The organism is Streptococcus sp. A12 (genome assembly GCF_905372335.1).
Lineage (GTDB): Bacteria > Bacillota > Bacilli > Lactobacillales > Streptococcaceae > Streptococcus.
Map to the genome: position 1 here is coordinate 1 of NZ_CAJPOU010000010.1, position 16,469 is coordinate 16,469.

16 protein-coding genes and 2 pseudogenes are annotated in these 16,469 nt (G+C 38.7%); 13 read left to right on the top strand and 5 right to left on the bottom strand.

Going from position 1 to position 16,469, the window contains the following annotated elements; translation table 11 throughout:
- Both QZ158_RS02400 and guaA read right to left on the bottom strand, forming a co-directional pair.
- Positions 1-1,320, bottom strand: a 1,320-nt coding sequence (locus QZ158_RS02400) for a hypothetical protein (protein ID WP_293874266.1), incomplete at its 3' end; no start/stop codon positions are given.
- A gap of 354 nt (positions 1,321-1,674) precedes the next feature.
- The gene (guaA, locus tag QZ158_RS02405) at positions 1,675-3,240 is read right to left on the bottom strand and encodes a glutamine-hydrolyzing GMP synthase (RefSeq protein WP_293874269.1); all 1,566 of its coding nucleotides are present in this window, start codon (positions 3,238-3,240) and stop codon (positions 1,675-1,677) included.
- Positions 3,241-3,378: 138 nt separating this feature from the next.
- On the opposite strand from guaA, the gene QZ158_RS02410 reads away from it, so the two are divergent.
- From QZ158_RS02410 to xerS, 13 genes and pseudogenes are all read left to right on the top strand, one after another.
- Complete coding sequence (locus QZ158_RS02410; protein ID WP_293874272.1) at positions 3,379-4,077, top strand: GntR family transcriptional regulator; 699 nt, start codon at positions 3,379-3,381, stop codon at positions 4,075-4,077.
- A gap of 157 nt (positions 4,078-4,234) precedes the next feature.
- Positions 4,235-4,567, top strand: a complete 333-nt coding sequence (locus tag QZ158_RS02415) for a putative DNA-binding protein (RefSeq protein ID WP_003001435.1) — start codon at positions 4,235-4,237, stop codon at positions 4,565-4,567.
- Between the two features lie 2 nt (positions 4,568-4,569).
- Entirely contained in the window at positions 4,570-4,785 is a 216-nt protein-coding gene (locus QZ158_RS02420) for a hypothetical protein (protein ID WP_037615282.1), read from the top strand.
- A 17-nt stretch (positions 4,786-4,802) separates the two neighbouring features.
- Complete coding sequence (ffh, locus tag QZ158_RS02425) at positions 4,803-6,374, top strand: signal recognition particle protein (RefSeq protein WP_009731038.1); 1,572 nt, start codon at positions 4,803-4,805, stop codon at positions 6,372-6,374.
- A 66-nt stretch (positions 6,375-6,440) separates the two neighbouring features.
- Positions 6,441-7,208: an alpha/beta hydrolase gene (locus QZ158_RS02430; protein ID WP_293874304.1), complete on the top strand. Its 768-nt coding sequence runs from the start codon at positions 6,441-6,443 to the stop codon at positions 7,206-7,208.
- A 106-nt stretch (positions 7,209-7,314) separates the two neighbouring features.
- Positions 7,315-8,298, top strand: a complete 984-nt coding sequence (locus tag QZ158_RS02435) for an acetylxylan esterase (RefSeq protein WP_293874307.1) — start codon at positions 7,315-7,317, stop codon at positions 8,296-8,298.
- 52 nt (positions 8,299-8,350) lie between these two features.
- A pseudogene (locus QZ158_RS02440) lies at positions 8,351-8,846 on the top strand (chloride channel protein); the annotation flags it as partial.
- 118 nt (positions 8,847-8,964) lie between these two features.
- Entirely contained in the window at positions 8,965-9,399 is a 435-nt protein-coding gene (locus QZ158_RS02445) for a hypothetical protein (protein ID WP_293874310.1), read from the top strand.
- A complete protein-coding gene (locus QZ158_RS02450; protein WP_293874313.1) occupies positions 9,399-10,448 on the top strand; it encodes a hypothetical protein in 1,050 nt (349 codons plus the stop codon). Before QZ158_RS02445 ends, QZ158_RS02450 begins: the two co-directional genes overlap by 1 nt.
- A 77-nt stretch (positions 10,449-10,525) precedes the next feature.
- A complete protein-coding gene (locus QZ158_RS02455) occupies positions 10,526-10,669 on the top strand; it encodes a hypothetical protein (RefSeq protein ID WP_293874316.1) in 144 nt (47 codons plus the stop codon).
- A complete protein-coding gene (locus QZ158_RS02460; protein ID WP_293874319.1) occupies positions 10,651-11,022 on the top strand; it encodes a hypothetical protein in 372 nt (123 codons plus the stop codon). Before QZ158_RS02455 ends, QZ158_RS02460 begins: the two co-directional genes overlap by 19 nt.
- 1 nt (position 11,023) lies before the next feature.
- Positions 11,024-11,314 (top strand): hypothetical protein, encoded by a 291-nt coding sequence (locus tag QZ158_RS02465; RefSeq protein ID WP_293874322.1) that lies wholly within the window; start codon positions 11,024-11,026, stop codon positions 11,312-11,314.
- 143 nt (positions 11,315-11,457) lie between these two features.
- Positions 11,458-12,528: a tyrosine recombinase XerS gene (gene xerS / locus QZ158_RS02470; RefSeq protein ID WP_003001539.1), complete on the top strand. Its 1,071-nt coding sequence runs from the start codon at positions 11,458-11,460 to the stop codon at positions 12,526-12,528.
- An 87-nt stretch (positions 12,529-12,615) separates the two neighbouring features.
- On the opposite strand, the pseudogene QZ158_RS02475 reads toward xerS, so the two are convergent.
- From QZ158_RS02475 to lpdA, 3 genes and pseudogenes are all read right to left on the bottom strand, one after another.
- Positions 12,616-13,256 (bottom strand): annotated as a pseudogene (locus QZ158_RS02475) (hypothetical protein).
- 110 nt (positions 13,257-13,366) lie between these two features.
- Positions 13,367-14,356 (bottom strand): lipoate--protein ligase, encoded by a 990-nt coding sequence (locus tag QZ158_RS02480; RefSeq protein ID WP_014713327.1) that lies wholly within the window; start codon positions 14,354-14,356, stop codon positions 13,367-13,369.
- 374 nt (positions 14,357-14,730) lie between these two features.
- Positions 14,731-16,437, bottom strand: a complete 1,707-nt coding sequence (gene lpdA, locus QZ158_RS02485; RefSeq protein ID WP_293874332.1) for a dihydrolipoyl dehydrogenase — start codon at positions 16,435-16,437, stop codon at positions 14,731-14,733.
- Positions 16,438-16,469: the final 32 nt, after the last annotated feature.

Sequence of the window (16,469 nt, forward strand, 5' to 3'; positions counted from 1 at the left end):
TTTATTGTTTTGCTCTAATAGAGTATTTTGTTTAGAATTTGATTGTTTCAGTTCAGAGTAATGAGAGTGTTGTTGCTGAATGGAGAATTCTAGACTTTCACGCAATTTCTTACCATCATTAGCCAGTTGAGATGAAAGGTTATCAACTGATTGATAAAGATTATTAATGGTGTAGAGCATCTGATCTTGGAATTGATCTGTTTTCATAAGATTGACACTTTCTTTCCATGTATCTGCCCGTCCCTCGTTTAATAACTGCCAAATAACTGATAAACTTTTAGAATCATGATACGATTTTGGTAGTAATGCAATCATACTAGTACCGTTTTCAATTCTATTATTATAGTCTTGCAAAGCCGTAGACAATTTTTCATTTAACTTGAAAACCTTTTTAATTGCTGCTTTAGGGTATCTATTTTTCCAAGCATCAGTTGTTTTTAGCAATTCTATATTCTTATTATAGTCATTAATTAATTTATTTAAATAATCAGTAGGGATTGCATCAGTAATTAATTGGTTATAAACATTCTTTTCAATAAATTCTGATAGAGGCTTATTTGTATACTCTTTTAAGACTGTTTGTGAGTGAATATAACGATCGTTAGCAATCTTTTTAGATTTTGATTCTGCTGAAGGATCTCTTACAAATTTTTCCCAGAGAGAAATAGTTAGTGGACTTGTGATAGTCAATAAAACTGCAAATGCAATTACAAATCCTACAAAGAATGAGAAGGATAAAAATGGATATTCCAAAAATTCCAACGTGACTAGACTAATCAAAGGTTCTAATACCCAATGAAAAAAATGCTCACTACTCATACTGTATACACTCATATAAAAAATATACAACAAAACTAAACCAGATAGCATTGCCGATAGACTTAATGTAAAGAAGCCTGGAGATTTTGTTTTACTAATCTGTTCTTTTGACCAGTCTAAAAAGTATTCAGGATTTTCTGCTTTTAGATTTTCTAAGAATATTTTACTATCATTCTTCCAGGATTTATCAAGTTTGGCTAAGCGATTTTCAGCCATACTTATATTTTCGTTAATTTTATTATGTATAGCTTCCTCAACATCTTTTTGAGAAAAAGGTAATTTTTGTCCGATCATTGAGTTTGTTATTTGATATTGAGTTAGCCCGAGATCAAACAGATAGTCATTATACTGTTCTCTTTCTGATGCATAATAATAGTTGTTCCAAGCTAATTCTACTGGTTTTTTCTCAGCTACAGCCATAGAAATAACATCTTGTAAATGATGATTAGACAAATTATTTAATTGGTGACCTTTTAGGATTAACTGATTGTTTTCTTCCATAATATCCTCGTAAAATTAGTAGATTAATTATAATACTTAACACAAATCTCTTAATGAACGTTAAGTATTTATAACATAATAACTATAATAAAAATCACATTCTTTGTCAATATCATTAAAAACAACACAACAAAATCCTATCTTTTTATATCTCAAAAATATAAGGGTTCTGTTTGGATTTTTAACTAAAAACATAAGAAGAATTAGTATCTAGGGTGTTATATTTGATAATAAAATATAGAGCAGTATATAAAATTAAGAAAACCATCAAAATAGGTTCTGATGGTTTCCGATCTTTATTCGTAATTATAATGCTGTTTCATTAATTAAATCACATAAATTTAGTACTATATACTATTCCCACTCAACAGTTGCAGGTGGTTTACTTGTGATATCATAGACGATGCGGTTGACGTGGTCAACTTCGTTTACGATACGTACAGAGATTTTTTGGAGTACTTCCCAAGGGATTTTGGCAAAGTCAGCTGTCATTCCATCGATAGAAGTGATAGCGCGGATGGCAATGGTATAGTCGTAAGTACGACCATCTCCCATAACACCTACGGAACGAACGCCAGTGTTAACAGTGAAGTATTGCCAGATATCGCGGTCAAGACCTGCTTTGGCAATTTCTTCACGAAGGATCGCATCGGATTCACGAACAGTTTCAAGTTTCTCTTCCGTGATTTCACCCATGACACGGATGGCAAGACCTGGACCTGGGAATGGTTGGCGCCATACGATGTGGTCTGGCATACCAAGCTCTGTACCAAGAGCACGAACCTCATCCTTGTAAAGAGTATTGAGTGGTTCAATCAGCTCGAACTGCATGTCTTCTGGTAGACCACCCACATTGTGGTGAGACTTGATGGTTTGAGCAGTATCCGTACCTGACTCGATCACGTCTGTATAAAGTGTACCTTGAGCAAGGAATTTCACATCTTTTAGCTTGCTTGCTTCGTCATCAAAGACATAAACAAACTCGTTCCCAATAATCTTCCGTTTTTGTTCTGGATCAGACACACCAGCCAATTTATCAAGGAAACGTTTTGCAGCGTCTGCTTTGACGATATTGAGACCAAACTTACCACCAAGCATATCCATCACTTGGTCAGCTTCTCCCTTACGAAGGAGACCGTGGTCTACAAAGATACAGATCAACTGATCACCGATGGCTTTTTGGAGAAGAACCCCAACTACAGAAGAGTCAACACCACCTGAAAGTCCGAGGAGAACACGTTTGTCTCCAACCTTTTCACGGATTTGTTTGATTTGCATCTCGATGAAGTTATCCATAGTCCAGTCACCTTTGGCACCACAGATATTCAAGGCAAAATTACGAAGGATATCATAACCATGTACTGAGTGACGAACCTCTGGGTGGAATTGGATACCATAGATTTTCTTATCTGGATTTTCAATCGATGCATACGGACAGTCAGCAGAAGTACCTGTACGAACAAAGTCAGCCGGAATTTCTGTAACAGCATCCCCGTGGCTCATCAAGACCAATTGTTTTTCTGGTGTGCCTGCAAAGAGAGCAGAAGACTCCGTCAAGCTAAGCTCAGATTGACCATATTCACGGTTACCAGCATCGCCTGCAGGAACAACCTTCCCACCAAGCTTGTGAGTCAATAACTGCATCCCGTAGCAAATCCCTAAAATCGGAATTCCAAGTTCAAAAATCTCTGGATCAATATCGAAAGATCCTTCTTCATACACTGAGTTTGGTCCGCCTGAAAGAACGATCCCAACTGGATTGATTTCACGCACTTCAGCTGCAGTAATCTTGTGGCTCTTCAATTCTGAAAAGACACCGATCTCACGAATACGACGAGAGATGAGCTGATTGTACTGGCTACCGTAGTCAAGCACGATGATTTTTTCAACATCATGCAAATCAGTTGATAGGTTTGTCATCTTTTCCCCTTCTTCTAGAAAATTCTTTTCCTATATTCTAACACAAAAGCCCCTTCATTACCAACCAAGACTGACTAGGATTGAAGATTTAACAAAATTGCGCTACAATAGGTTATAACACACAGAAAGAGTAGCAAGATGATTCCAGCTTACATACAAATTCACGATCAAATTAAAGCCGAAATTGACCAGAAAATCTGGAAAATTGGACAACGCCTCCCTAGTGAGCGGGACTTGGCTGAGAAGTTCCAAGTGAGTCGCATGACCCTCCGTCAAGCTATTACACTTTTGGTAGAAGAAGGAGTACTGGAGCGCCGTGTTGGTAGTGGTACCTTTGTCGCTAGCACGCGCGTCCAGGAAAAGATGCGGGGGACGACTAGTTTTACTGAAATCATGAAGGCCCAAGGAAAGATCCCTTCAACACAGGTTATTTCCTACAAACGCACCATTCCTAGCCTTCAAGAAGTAGATAAGCTTGGTATCGACAAGACTGAAACAATCGTTCGAATGGAACGGGTTCGTTATGCAGATGGTGTACCAGTGGTTTATGAAGTCACCTCGATTCCAGAAAAATTTATCAAAAACTTCAAACGGGAAGAAGTAACTAGCCATTTCTTCCAAACTTTGGAAGAGCACGGTTATCGTATCGGTAAATCTCAACAAACCATCTATGCTCGATTAGCCAAAGAGAAGATTGCTGAATATTTAGAAATCCCCAAAGGACAGGCCATCCTTGGATTGACTCAGATCTCATATTTTGATAATGGTATCGCTTTTGAGTATGTAAAGAGCCAATATGTTGGAGAACGCTTTGAGTTTTACTTAGAAAATAATTAGATTTACATAATTGATATTACGTAATTCACAGAAGTCTTTCGCTAGGAAACATCAATCTAGTTTTAGACCATTTGGAATCTGACTTTCTTGTTTCTCGTGAGTCAAAATAGGTAAGTCCCGCTAGTCTTTGGCGGGCTTTTTTGATATAATGAAAGGTATGGAAATTGAGAAAACCAACCGAATGAATGCGCTCTTTGAGTTTTACGCAGCGCTCTTGACAGACAAGCAAATGAATTATATCGAGCTCTATTACGCAGATGACTACAGCTTGGCTGAGATTGCGGAAGAGTTTGGGGTCAGTCGCCAGGCAGTTTATGATAATATCAAGCGGACAGAGAAGATTCTAGAGGATTACGAAATGAAGTTGCACATGTACTCGGACTACATTGTACGCAGCCAGATTTTTGATCAGATTTTAGAACGCTATCCGGAAGATACTTTTCTACAAGAGCAGGTTGAAATTTTATCAAGCATTGATAATCGGGAGTGATTATGGGCAGTCTGGTCATTTATCAAGGAATACCTTGCAAACTATTAGTCGCAGAGGAAGTATTTCCTACTCGACTACAGATTATCTCGCCCAATGATATCTCCAAAGCTATGCAAATAGGTTTTAGCTGTTGGGGATATCCAAATGAAATCATGAAAGAAGTCACACCCGAAGAACTAGAATGTTTGCAACATTTCGGACGATATCCACTGAATTGAAAAAATAGGAGAAAATAATGGCATTTGAAAGTTTAACCGAACGTTTACAGAACGTCTTTAAAAATCTTCGTAAGAAAGGGAAAATCTCTGAAGCGGATGTCCAAGAGGCAACCAAAGAGATTCGTCTAGCCCTCTTAGAGGCCGACGTCGCCCTTCCAGTTGTAAAAGACTTTATCAAACGCGTCCGCGAGCGTGCTGTAGGTCATGAAGTCATCGAAACCCTCAACCCTGCCCAACAAATCGTGAAGATTGTCGATGAAGAATTGACAGCGATTTTGGGTTCAGAAACAGCAGACATTATCAAATCTCCTAAGATTCCAACCATTATCATGATGGTCGGTCTTCAAGGGGCTGGTAAAACAACCTTTGCTGGTAAATTGGCCAACAAATTGGTCAAGGAGGAGAACGCACGTCCTTTAATGATTGCGGCTGATATCTATCGTCCAGCAGCCATTGACCAATTGAAGACGCTTGGTCAGCAGATTAATGTCCCTGTCTTTTCACTTGGTACAGAAGTCCCTGCAGTGGAGATCGTTCGTCAAGGTTTGGAGCAGGCGAGAGCCAACCACAATGACTATGTCTTAATTGATACAGCCGGTCGTCTGCAAATCGATGAAAAACTCATGGGCGAATTGCGTGATGTCAAAGCCCTTGCTGAGCCAAATGAAATCCTCTTGGTTGTCGATGCCATGATTGGTCAAGAAGCAGCCAATGTGGCGCGTGAGTTCAATGAACAACTCGAAGTGACCGGGGTCATCTTGACCAAGATCGATGGGGATACCCGTGGTGGTGCAGCCCTTTCTGTCCGTCAAATTACTGGGAAGCCAATCAAATTCACTGGTACTGGTGAAAAAATCACTGATATCGAAACCTTCCACCCAGACCGTATGTCTGGTCGGATCCTCGGTATGGGGGATATGCTGACGCTGATCGAGAAGGCTTCTCAAGAATACGATGAGAAACGTTCCCTTGAACTCGCTGAGAAGATGCGGGAAAATACCTTTGACTTCAACGATTTCATCGATCAGTTAGACCAAGTTCAAAACATGGGACCAATGGAAGATCTGCTCAAGATGCTTCCAGGTATGGCCAACAACCCAGCCATGAAGAACCTCAAGGTCGATGAACGAGAAATTGCTCGTAAACGTGCGATCGTATCATCCATGACACCAGCTGAACGGGAAAATCCAGATTTGTTAAATCCAAGCCGTCGTCGTCGGATTGCGGCTGGTTCAGGAAATAGCTTTGTCGAAGTCAATAAATTCATCAAGGACTTTAACCAAGCCAAACAGATGATGCAAGGCGTCCTCTCTGGCGATATGAACAAGATGATGAAACAAATGGGGCTCAATCCAAATAACATGCCGAAGAATATGCCTGGTGGAATGCCTGATATGTCTGCCCTTGAAGGCATGATGGGACAAGGTGGCATGCCTGATTTGTCAGCTCTTGGTGGAGGCGCTGGAATGCCTGATATGAGCCAAATGTTTGGCGGTGGTCTCAAAGGAAAAGCTGGTGAATTCATGATGAAACGGGCGATGAACAAGATGGCCAAACAAATGCGCAAAAATAAGAAAAAACGGAAATAATCGTTTCTAATAAAGGGCCTGGAACACACTGTTCTGGGTTCTTTTAGAAACTACTACTAGAGGATCATGTTAAAAAAACTATTTCAACAAGTCATTCGTTTCTTTACAAGATTGTTTTCTTCGCACAGCAAGCCCTTTGAATTTCCTAAAGGGTCGAAGAAACCACCGATCAGACCGATTATCTTTGTACCTGGAAGTTCAGCCAGTATCCAGCGATTCAACAGAACCATCCGCATGCTCCATCGATTTTCTAGAAAAAAACAGAGTCTCTTAAAAATAAAAGTCAATAAAGATGAGTCTATAGAGATGGAGGGAAGACTGAATACAAAAGAGCCGAATCCGATGATTGTGATTGGCTTTGAGAACAATCGAGATGGCTACAGCAATATCAAGCAGCAAATCGAATCCCTTAAGATTGCTTTAACCTATCTTCTTGATCACTATTATTTTACAGAGTTCAAGGCAGTTGGGCACTCCAATGGTGGACTAGTTTTGACTGGGTTACTGGAAAGTGGCTTTTTAGAAAAGAAAAAACTGACCGTAAGCAAGCTGGTTATTATTGGTAGTCCTTACCAATTCAATCAAGAAATGTTTTACGATTTTCAAAAATGGAAGCATTGCTTAGAAAAAGAAGTAGAAGTCCTTAACTTTGTCGGTAGCTTTACTGGGAAATCAGATGGTATCGTCCCTCTTTCTAGTGCACAAGCAGCAAAATCTATTTTTGAGAAACAAGCCTATACAGAAGTAAATTTAAAAGGACGAAAGGCTCATCATTCAGCTTTACCCACTAATCCAGATCTAGTGAAACAATTAAGTCTATTTTTGAATCTATAAGTAAATTACATAATTTCGGTTATGTAATTTTTTATTTGTCTCTTGCAATCCTTAAGTAAATATGGTACATTTTTGGTAGCGATTACACATACTTAAGGAGGATTTTATGAAAGATCCCAAATTATTAGAAACAATGAAAGATTACAAGGGACGGGATGAGATTCCCGCAGATTTTGATGCTTTTTGGGATCAAGCCCTAGCAAAGATGACTGAACTTCCTGAATACAAGCTTGAAGAACGAGATTTCAGCATTCCAAATGTTGCTTGTTATGAATTAACATTTAAAGGAACCAGAAATGGCCTTGTCTATTCAAGAATAATCCTGCCAAAAACGGATCAAAAGGTTCCCGTTATTTTCCATTTTCATGGCTATATGGGTCGTTGTTGGGATTGGGCTGATATGTTGGCTTATACAGTAGCCGGCTATGGTGTTGTATCAATGGACGTAAGAGGGCAGTCAGGCTATTCAACAGACGGAGATCGCTCACCGCTTGGAAATACGGTAAAAGGACAGATTATCCGCGGAGCCGTGGAAGGTCCTGATGAGCTCTTTTATAAGGATGTCTACTTGGATCTTTACCAGTTAATTGAAATTGTAGCCAGCCTCCCTCAAGTTGACGACAGCAAACTTGCTAGCTACGGAGCATCTCAAGGCGGTGCCCTTGCTCTGGTTGCTGCTGGATTGAATTCTCGTATACAACGAACGGTAACCATTTACCCATTCTTATCGGATTTCAGACGGGTATTGGAGATTGGGAACACCAGTGAGGCCTATGACGAGCTTTTCCGTTATTTCAAGTTCCATGATCCATTCCACGAAACCGAAGATCGTTTGATGCAGACATTGGCCTATATTGATGTAAAAAACTTTGCCCATCGGATCAAAGGACAAGTTCACATGATAACCGGACTAGATGATGATGTCTGTTATCCTGAGACACAGTTTGCCATTTATAATCGATTAGAATGTCCAAAAGAGCATTTAATCATGCCAGAATATGCCCACGAAGCTATGAATGTTCAAGTCAATGATCGAGTCTATAATTGGCTCTGTGGTAGCAAGATTCCATTTCGATATGTAGAAAAATAAGTTACAGAAGAAAAACAATCAGTAGATCCATGAGATTTACTGATTGTTTGTTTTAAAAAGGTCGAAAGAAAAAGATGACATAGTCTCTGGTATTCCTCAAGTTGAAGCAGAGTTAAAAGGTCTTATGTCACTCAACTTGTTAGATGTCCTTTTAAATTAAAATTTTATTTTAGGAATAACATGTAGCTTAATGTTATGTCGTGAAGGACCAAGTATTCGGCTAGGTGCTGTGGGAGGTAAAGGAGTTTCTAAGTGGGTTATCTATAACTCTATTGGGGATCGCAAGAGGAGCTTTTGCTGGACTTGCTATAGCTTTTAACGCTCCTATTGCAGGAACTCCTCTTTGTAGTAGAAGAAGTCTATCATCACTTTTAAAGTTCTTACCTTGGGCGCTAGTCTAGTAACAAACTTCGTTTCTCTTCTAATCTTTGTCTTAACGCGCTGTGCTTGATATGCCAGATAATATCCCTCTTATGAATTTGAGACAGTATTGGATTTATCTGTTAATGGAAATTTTTCTCGAACTTTCAGGTTTAATCTATGATAAATTACAGAAACGGATCCATGGAGTCCTACTAAGATTGTCAGATGTAAAACAACTTTTTCTTATTATAGTGTAATATAGACTAATCTTATAGTATAATAAGAAAAAGGAGAAAAGCTTAAATGAACCATTCCAGCATTAAAAAAAGTCATAAATGGCTACTAATCGTCTTGTCACTCGCAATTATCACAGCAGGAGGAGTTTTTATGTTTAGTATGTTAGGTAAATCTCAAGAAGAGCGTCGAAATAGAGAGTATGAAGTGAGTTTGGTAAATGCCTTAAAAAATTCCTATGAAGGGATTGAGGAGATTAAGATTACGAATCCTGATTATACAAACCCGCCGGGATCATGGTCTTGTGATGTCGAAATTAAGTTTAAAGATGAAAGAAAAATTAAATATGGAATTGGATATTCTATAGACACTGAAGAAATAACAGATGCTTCATTGGAATGGGAAGATAGATTAAAAGATAGACAATTTTTGAATGAAAATAAGGGTAAAACCACTTCGAAAATCAGAGTAACTTATTCTGATAATGACGAAGGAGATCAATAATGACATTTAATTATACTGATAAACAGCTTAATAATTTAAACAAAGATACTGGGGTTTACAGTGTGAATTCAGAATTTGCTAGACGAAAACATAAAAAGCTTGTTGTTAATAAAGCTGATTCTGAATTAGCTAGCTACGAAACCAACACTATAACAACATCGGATGGTCAAGAGTTCTGTGTAGTTGCGACTAAATCTGACACTAAAACTGGTTTTGATGGTTTGGCAGTTGCGCCAATTGTCAATGGTAAACCAGATTATAAAAATGTAGCCGTGATTGCTACTGGCACAGATCCTGATAGTCCCGTTAATAAAGAAGGTCCTTTTTCACGCGATGTCTATACTGCCATACTTGCAAGACAATTGTTTTTATCTCCACAATATATTGTTGCTGATCAATTTGTAAAAGAGATTATGGACGATCCAAGATATGAAGTCAGTCAACTATCAGGCTATTCACAAGGATCTTATATGCTGAAAGTAGGGGCTAGATATCACATACCTACAACAACATTTAATGCTTGGTTCAAATATGGTGCACTTACACTGGAAGAAAAAGCATATATTGAAAGTAACCCTGCTATGTTTATAGATTACCGTAGAAAAAATGATGAAGTAGTAGTCGCCAATGATTTCAACCACCCAGAATGGTATACCAGTCCAAGTGATATTACAAGTTCTATGCCTAACACGATTCACTGGCTTGATGGATCTAGTCACAAAATTGAGGACTGGGAGTTTGATCCTGTAACTGGTCAAGTTGTAGATGGTAAAGGTGGAAAGCCCTTAATTAGCGGCGTTTATCGTGCTTATGCCAACAGTCTTCGAGGGATGGCAAACTTTAAAAACTTAAAAATAAGATGGTCAAAAAATAGCATCAGCAGTTCAGAGGAGATTTACCTAGATGCCGCGCAAGGATCTATCTTATCATCATCAATGGCCACAGCATCAAGAACTGGAGCTGATGAGGTAAATAACTTGCAAAATTATCCAATCAAGAATTACAAGAAGTTTGGGCGAAAATTGACTTTACCAGCTACACAGCCTTAGCGCCTTATGAAGTCGAAGCTCTTTTCGCTAGCCAAGGAATCACCCAAACGCAGTTTATTAATACTTTTGAGGTAGAATTGAATCAAACAGTTGAAAAAATGAATGCTATCGCACAAACATTTGAACAGTTAGATAAACAATTACAGGAAGTTATCGAAAAAACAATTGAAACAGATAAAGAATTAGCTAAGGAGTTTCAGCAATGGAAAGCAGAGATGTAGAATGGGAAACTTTAAGAAAAAAAGAAAGAGAATTACATTACCTCGAAGAACAATATTATCAAGAAAAGAAAAAATTAGAAACTAAAGCACTTGATATAGAAGAACGAAATAGGAACTTAGAAATACTTTTGGAACAAGAATTTGATAAAATGAACCTAACATTGAGAAGATTTGTTGCTTCAGAAAATGATATTAGAGATTATTTTATAGATATGGAGGATTTTAGGCAAGAATCTTTTTCAGTCTATAAAAGAAATATACTAAAAATAGAGGAAGAAAAAGAAAAACTTGATAAAGATTTTCGCAAAAAGAAAAATCAACTTGAAGAAGGATTTAATAGTTTAAGGAGATAATATGCTAGCACCAATGGATGAATACTATACTGAAGAGGAATATCAGTTCGCTTTAAAACAAATGTATCGGATTATGGAAAGAAATCGGATACTAGCTGAATGTCGACTGGCGTTGGCGGCTAAAAATCAAATAAAAGATAACTTTGAACAACAAGCTAAAATACTTGCTAGAGATACCAAAGCCGTTATAACTAGCATCAACAACCAAATGGACACAGCAATAAAAGGTAAAATTCGCAAGAGTCTTGAAATAAAGATTCCGAAGATGTTACTTAAGTATGATGAAATATAGAAAATACTCTAATAGCTTGCCTGATTAAAACTATTTCTAATTCCCAAATTTTCCATATAACATTTTTCCGAAAAACTATAATTTTCTTGAAAAATATATCTGGCTATGCTATACTACTAGTATAGAAAGATTTGGAGAAAAACATGAAACGCGAGATCTTATTAGAACGGATTGATAAACTCAAACAAGTCATGCCCTGGTACGTATTGGAATATTACCAATCGAAACTGGCCGTTCCATACAGTTTTACAACCTTATACGAATATTTAAAGGAATACGATCGATTTTTCACCTGGGTCTTGGAATCTGGTATATCGGATGCTGATACCATGGCCGAGATCCCTTTAGACGTTCTGGAACACATGACCAAGAAAGACATGGAATCCTTTATTCTTTACCTACGTGAACGTCCTCTGCTTAATGCCAATACGACAAAAAACGGTGTTTCCCAAACAACTATTAACCGCACACTTTCTGCACTGTCCAGTCTCTATAAGTATTTGACCGAGGAAGTTGAAAATGAGCAAGGGGAACCTTATTTCTACCGCAACGTCATGAAGAAGGTTGCTACCAAGAAAAAGAAAGAAACCTTGGCAGCCCGGGCTGAAAATATCAAACAAAAACTCTTTTTAGGAGATGAAACAGAAGGTTTTCTTAACTATATCGACCAGGAGTATCCTCAAACACTCTCAAATCGCGCCTTATCCTCCTTTAATAAGAATAAAGAGCGAGATTTAGCCATTATAGCACTCCTTCTTGCCTCTGGTGTCCGTTTATCTGAGGCAGTCAACTTGGACCTTCGTGACCTTAATCTTAAGATGATGGTCATTGACGTTACTCGAAAAGGTGGAAAACGTGACTCGGTCAATGTTGCTGCCTTTGCTAAACCTTATTTAGAACAATATCTCGCTATTCGAGACAAACGTTACAAGACAGAAAAGACTGATACGGCTCTCTTTCTGACCTTGTATCGAGGTGTTCCAAACCGGATTGATGCTTCTAGTGTTGAAAAAATGGTGGCCAAGTATTCGGAAGACTTCAAAGTCCGCGTAACCCCCCACAAACTTCGCCATACATTAGCAACTCGCCTTTATGATGCAACCAAATCACAGGTTTTGGTCAGCCACCAGCTGGGACATGCTAGCACCCAAGTTACAGACTTGTATACGCATATCGTTAATGATGAGCAGAAAAATGCTTTGGATAGTTTATAAAATTACATAACGTAAATTATGTAAAAGGTATTCTATTAGAAAAAGAGCGTAAGATTTTTTATGGAATCTTACGCTCTTTTATACTTTCTATAAAAACTCAATCCAATAGTTACGGTGGGGCTCAATAATGACTGGTTTTCCCCAGAATGATTTTAGATAGGCCAAGTTTGCAGGGGTGACAGGTCTTTTTTCACCATTATACTTTTCTGCACTTCCTTCCGTTAAAAAGCATTTAACTGCTTCATATGGTGTACCATCGCTCGCTATTCGATCAATTCCTAAATAAGCAATTTCATCACCGGCTTTTGAAAATCTGTAAATAGTTTACCAATAAAATAAACCGTCTTATCTTTCATTAATTCATAAGCCTTACTATTTTCTAGTCTGTTATTCGCTGCAGCGTACATAATACAAAAGCTATCCACGATATCTTTCAAAGGCATTAATTCTTCTTTGCTGACTATAATTTCGTCGGGAGCAAGTCCGCCAAGGATTTAATTTTTATAATGAGGTTGCTGGATGATATTATCTAAAGCCATTCCTAATGGTAGTTGGACAGCTTGATAGCCTAATGGTTCGAGCTCTTGCTTTTTCTGGTCAAGGTGTCCTTGTGTAATACTGACATTCAAATCATAAGGACTGGAAGGTTGCTGCTTGCTAAAAAAAGCCACTACTATACGAGCTAACTGTTCAAATAGACCAAGATTTTCCACTGGAATTTTCATCATTGAATATGATCCCCTTTTTTTGTTCAGATTTCCTCTATATTGTACACTCATGGTATTTAAATATCAAGTTTAAGATAAAAGATATCCATGTTAAATGGATATCCTTTACTTTATTCCACCACTGCTTCAGCAATTTCCTCTGCAGTGATACCTGCGAAGTAACGACCTAGGTTAATGGTTTGAAGGGCTTTGAGGACGTCTTCACGTTCGTATTTGACACCACGAAGAACATCTTCTACTGCTGCAACATCTTCGATACCAAAGAAGTCACCGTAAATCTTGATATCTTGAATTTTTGATTCAATGACATTAGCGAAGATTTCCACCTTACCGCTTGGGAATTTAGTGCCACGACGGACATTGTATTCAGGAGACTTTCCATAGTTCCAATCCCAGGTACCGAACTTGGTTTCCTTGATACGATTGATTTCAGCTAATTCTTCATCCGAGAAGACATATTCTGTCATCTCAGGGTATTCTTTCTTCATGTAGTCCAAAAGCAAGTCACGGAACTCTTCAACCGTGATTTTTTCTGGCAACTCATCGATGATATTGGTCACACGAGCACGGACTGATTTAACCCCTTTGGACTCAAACTTGTCTTTAGAAACCTTGAGAGCATTGGCAAGGACTGACAAATCAACGTCAAAAAGAAGGCATCCATGGTGCATGATCCGACCATTAATGTAAGCTTGGGCATTTCCACAGAATTTCTTGCCATCAATCTCTAAGTCGTTACGACCCGTGAATTCAGCCTTAACCCCAAGTTGAGCCAAGGTGTTGATCACAGGAGTAGAAAAACTCTTGAAGTCAAAGGCTTTGTTTTCATCTTCTTTTGAAATGATGGTGTAGTTGAGGTTGTTCAAATCGTGATAAACAGCCCCACCACCACTGATCCGACGAACCACTTCAATCCCATGCTCCCGAACGTAGTCACGGTTGATTTCTTCGATGGTATTTTGGTGACGACCAACAATGATAGAAGGTTTGTTAATCCAAAGAAGGAAGATTTGATCTTCATCCAAGAGGTGCTTAAAAGCATACTCTTCTAAAGCAATATTAAAAGCAGTATCATTTGAATAATTAATAATGTATTTCATAGTAATTCCAAAAATTCGTTTTATAAATCCTACTCATAGTAAGATAAGCATTAGACAGAAATAGTTGAATTTCACTTGAATTTTCTGAAGTAGTAAAAAGAAGGGAGTGGGACAGAACTTCGCTAGTAAAAAAGTTCGTATTCCCACCCCCGCACAGTTGATTAGGTATCTTTGAAGCTTGTCCAGCGAACAAAGATACCAATCAACCACTGCGTCTGACTAATCCTTCCAAACATTTCTTCGATAAGGAAAATTATTTATTAAGCTATTTCTCGGAAAAATTGAGACAAGTGGCTCAATTTTTAGGCATGGAACTCTAAGAGAGGTCGCTGCCGTCCGTACTACTTTAAGAAAATTTAGTTGAAAGAATAGTATTATTTCTTCTTAGGTGAGTGAACTGCCAAGCCGAGTACATCCGCAAAAGCTTCGTACATCACTTCTGAGAAGGTAGGGTGTCCATGAATGGTCTTGAGCATTTCTTCCACAGTGATTTCCATCTCAATGATGGTTGAAGCTTCGTTGATCAATTCAGCTGCTGCTGGACCAATGATATGAACCCCAAGAACCTCACCGTATTTCTTGTCTGCAATAACCTTAACAAAACCTTGAGCTGCATCTGATGCAATAGCACGACCGTTCGCCGCAAAGTTGAATTTACCGATTTGAACATCGTATTTCTCACGAGCTTGTTCTTCTGTCAAACCAACAGCTGCAACTTCTGGAAGTGTGTAGATGGCTGCAGGTGTCAAGTTCAATTTGGCAACAGCATGATTTCCCTTAAGAGCATTTTCAGCCGCCACTTCACCCATACGGAAGGCAGCGTGAGCCAACATCTTGGTACCGTTAATATCACCTGGCGCATAGATACCTGGAACAGACGTTTCCATGTATTCATTAACCTTGATCCGTCCACGATCCAATTCAAATTCAACATCTCCGATACCTTCAAGATCTGGAACACGCCCGATTGAAAGAAGAGCTTTGTTGGCGATAATATCATCTTTTCCTTCAACTTTGATACGGAGTTTGCCATCTTCTTCAATGATTTCTTGCAATTTCGTATCCGTCAAGATGGTCATACCTTTACGTTCAAGGATCAAGCGAAGGTTCTTAGATACTTCCGCATCCATAGCTGGAACGATGCGGTCCATCATTTCAATAACCGTAACTTTTGAACCGAAGGTCATGAAGGCTTGACCAAGTTCGATACCAACAACACCACCACCAATGATGACAAGGCTTTCTGGAACTTCATTCATTTCAAGGATATCATCACTGGTCATGACAAGGGATGATTCCATACCTGGAACGTTAATCTTGCTGACTTTGGAACCACCAGCAAGGATGATCTTCTTCGTTTCAAGCAATTCAGAACCGTTTACCAAGACATTCTTATCTTTCGTAATGGTACCGATACCCTTGTGAACATCCACTCCGTAGCTGCGAAGAAGACCCGCAACACCACCAACAAGAGTATTAACAACTTTAGATTTAGTTTCTAAAAGTTTATCCATATCTACTGAGAAACTTGGATTTTCAATGATAATACCACGGTTGGCCGCATGTCCGATATTTTCGATAATTTCAGCGTTGTGGAGGTAAGTCTTAGTTGGGATACATCCGCGGTTCAAGCACGTTCCACCAAGTTCAGATTTCTCAACAAGAGCAACCTTACCACCTAATTGAGCTGCTTTAATAGCAGATACGTAACCAGCAGGACCACCACCAATCACTACGATATCATAAGCGTCATCGCTCTTATTGTCATCGTTTGAAGCACTTGCTGCAGCTGGAGCTGGACTTGCTTCTGGTGCAGCTCCTCCAGCGGTTGGGATGTTTTCCCCTTCTTCACCAAGATAACCGATCACTTCTGTTACAGGAACTGTTTCACCGTCCCCTTTTAGGATAGCGATCAAGTAACCATCTTCTTCCGCTTCCAACTCCATGCTGACTTTGTCTGTCATGATTTCAAGGAGAACTTCTCCTTCTTTTACAAATTCGCCGACTTTTTTATTCCACTGAACGATTTGTCCTTCGGTCATATCTACGCCGGCTTTTGGCATAATTACTTCTAAGGCCATTTTATTTCCCTCTTCTTCTTGTTTCTATTCTC

Excerpts from the sequence above, each read along its gene's own strand:
- QZ158_RS02480 (WP_014713327.1), bottom strand. The coding sequence starts at position 14,356 with ATGAAATACATTATTAATTATTCAAATGATACTGCTTTTAATATTGCT.
- lpdA (WP_293874332.1), bottom strand. The coding sequence starts at position 16,437 with ATGGCCTTAGAAGTAATTATGCCAAAAGCCGGCGTAGATATGACCGAA.
- QZ158_RS02465 (WP_293874322.1), top strand. The coding sequence starts at position 11,024 with ATGCTAGCACCAATGGATGAATACTATACTGAAGAGGAATATCAGTTC.
- QZ158_RS02420 (WP_037615282.1), top strand. The coding sequence starts at position 4,570 with ATGGGCAGTCTGGTCATTTATCAAGGAATACCTTGCAAACTATTAGTC.
- QZ158_RS02415 (WP_003001435.1), top strand. The coding sequence starts at position 4,235 with ATGGAAATTGAGAAAACCAACCGAATGAATGCGCTCTTTGAGTTTTAC.
- QZ158_RS02460 (WP_293874319.1), top strand. The coding sequence starts at position 10,651 with ATGGAAAGCAGAGATGTAGAATGGGAAACTTTAAGAAAAAAAGAAAGA.
- QZ158_RS02430 (WP_293874304.1), top strand. The coding sequence starts at position 6,441 with ATGTTAAAAAAACTATTTCAACAAGTCATTCGTTTCTTTACAAGATTG.
- QZ158_RS02445 (WP_293874310.1), top strand. The coding sequence starts at position 8,965 with ATGAACCATTCCAGCATTAAAAAAAGTCATAAATGGCTACTAATCGTC.
- QZ158_RS02410 (WP_293874272.1), top strand. The coding sequence starts at position 3,379 with ATGATTCCAGCTTACATACAAATTCACGATCAAATTAAAGCCGAAATT.
- xerS (WP_003001539.1), top strand. The coding sequence starts at position 11,458 with ATGAAACGCGAGATCTTATTAGAACGGATTGATAAACTCAAACAAGTC.
- guaA (WP_293874269.1), bottom strand. The coding sequence starts at position 3,240 with ATGACAAACCTATCAACTGATTTGCATGATGTTGAAAAAATCATCGTG.
- ffh (WP_009731038.1), top strand. The coding sequence starts at position 4,803 with ATGGCATTTGAAAGTTTAACCGAACGTTTACAGAACGTCTTTAAAAAT.
- QZ158_RS02435 (WP_293874307.1), top strand. The coding sequence starts at position 7,315 with ATGAAAGATCCCAAATTATTAGAAACAATGAAAGATTACAAGGGACGG.
- QZ158_RS02450 (WP_293874313.1), top strand. The coding sequence starts at position 9,399 with ATGACATTTAATTATACTGATAAACAGCTTAATAATTTAAACAAAGAT.